The 2,145-nt window shown below is 54.0% G+C and carries 2 protein-coding genes; both read right to left on the minus strand.

Going from position 1 to position 2,145, the window contains the following annotated elements:
- Nucleotides 1–158: 158 nt before the first annotated feature.
- Nucleotides 159–644: a hypothetical protein gene (locus U9Q18_02505; protein ID MEA3313230.1), complete on the minus strand. Its 486-nt coding sequence runs from the start codon at nucleotides 642–644 to the stop codon at nucleotides 159–161.
- A 790-nt stretch (nucleotides 645–1,434) separates the two neighbouring features.
- Nucleotides 1,435–2,145, minus strand: a 711-nt coding sequence (locus U9Q18_02510) for a T9SS type A sorting domain-containing protein (protein MEA3313231.1), incomplete at its 5' end; no start/stop codon positions are given.

Genomic DNA, 2,145 nt, shown 5'->3' on the forward strand with positions numbered 1-2,145 from the left:
ACCACAAGCGCGACGTCGGAGAGAGGCTGCCTGTCTGGGATGCGGACAGGGCTACAACGCTACGCAAGCAACGTCTTCGCCTTCGTAGCATGCGCAGTTTGCTTGGCCTGTGAAGTGTAACGGAAGGCAGCTCCTGTGTCTGCTTACCTTCATTCTTTCTACCTTGCTTTCAGTTGTTGCACGTCCTTTTCTACCCGGTCGAACCGCGCATTCGTCGCCACCTTCTCCTGATCCAACTGTGCAAAACCCGACGCAAACCCGTCCAGAGCTCCGAGAATCTGATTCAAGGATTCCCTGGACTCCTCTGCCATGATGACTAATCGACCTATCTGCTCACTGTTCTCGACAACCTGGTGAGAAACTCTGCTAAGCGTCGCACTGTTCGCGTCGATCTTCTTGCCGTTCGCGTCGATCTTCTTGCCGTTCGCGTCGATCTTGGCAGCGTTCGCGTCGATCTTGGCAGCGTTGGCGTCGATCTTCTTGCCGTTCGCGTCGATCTTGGCAGCGTTGGCATCGATCTTCTTGCCGTTCGCGTCGATCTTTACCGTGAGGCTCTGCTCTACACCATCAATCCGTGCCGTAAGCTTGCGCTCAACCTGATCTAGGCCTTCTTTGGTCGCTGGTGCGTCACGATCTGCGTTCATGGGTTCCTCCACTGGATAGTTATAGCGACTGCCGGTAGAGCTGTCAACTTTTGCTGGTGGTGAATGGTGAGTGGTGAGTGGTAAATGGTGGGTAGTAAGTAGTGGGTGGAGAGGGCTTAAAGCTGATCGCGTGGCACCCATTTACGCTTTTCTTGGCGTTCTTGGCGTCTCTGCGAGAGGCACAAGCTTTTCCTCACGCCCGCTCGTTACACTCACTCAAGGCCTGCCTGCATACAGACATTCACAGGCAGGGCAGAGATCGCAGAGAAAGATTTTAACTTCTGTGCTTCTAACAATATTACTGCTTTCCCCTGCGCCCTGTCTGCCGGACACCAGCAGACAGGCCTGCGCCTCTGCGGGAGAATTCTAACGCGGAGAGAGACTGCCCCTTGGTTGAAAGACCAACAGCTTTTCTCTCGCTGAGATAGAAGGTCAAATGAAAGGATAAATGATTAAATTTACAATGCTTTTATCCCGCAGAGGCGCCGAGGCGCTGAGAACAGCTTCTTAAAGCCTTTAAACACTTATTAATTCTTGTCTTTCCTCTGCGTCTCTGCGCGAGTATGGTTTTGAGGATGCCGTGCTGTTCCGCTTGCCTGCTGCAGGCAGGAGTGGGTCAGTCATTCTAACGTTCGAGTCGATTTAAGCAGCTACTCCGTAGCCGAGCGTGTCTGCACGGCAGCATCGCTGAGCTGGTTACCCACACCAAATAGCGAGGAACCTCAAACAACAAAAAAGGCCCCAGGGATTTCTCCCTGGGGCCGGATGATTATCTAAGCTATATCGGTCGCTATCGCAGGATCGCGATCGTTTTGACCTCACTTACGGCCCACTTGCCTTCGACCTTGGCGTATAGCTTGTACAGGTATACACCATTGGCGAGGTACTCGCCGTAGTCGTTGTCGGTGTGCCAGTCGAGGCTCGTTCCAGCCATCTCCTCCTCGTAGACCTTTTGGCCGGAGAGGTCGAAGATCTGGACCTTGATCGCGTCGACGAACGCCGCCATCTCTCCCATTACTGTAAAGTGGGTGGTGTGTACGTCGGTCACTGGGTTCGGATAGTTCCCAAACACCAGCTTGCTCGGATCAAAGGTGAGCGGAGTCACGTGTCCCGGCATCGGAGGATTGCCCGGATCCTCGGACTTCAGTGATTGTGTACTGAAGCTTGGAGGATTACCCGGATCCCACGCCTGTTCTGTGAACGTCATGGTTAGGTCGCTTACGCGTGTCCTAATCCAGTACCCGAGGCACGGTACTAACGTTGTGCCTTCCGCCACGGTTGTTCGGATCCACTCGTCGGCCGTAGCGTCCCAGTTGAGGACCGTTCCGTAGATCCAACCTGCATCAACCGCATCCGGTAGCCACTTGTCCACACCATTGTGGGTGAACTTGACCGCGGCGCCAGTAACGTTGCCCCAAGCTGTATCGTAGGGAACACCGATCATGTGCCATCCGAGCGTACTCAGATCAATAACTTGATCACCGGTAAGTTCAGTCCCAGT

The organism is Caldisericota bacterium (genome assembly GCA_034717215.1).
In the GTDB taxonomy this organism is placed as follows: domain Bacteria; phylum Caldisericota; class Caldisericia; order Caldisericales; family Caldisericaceae; genus UBA646.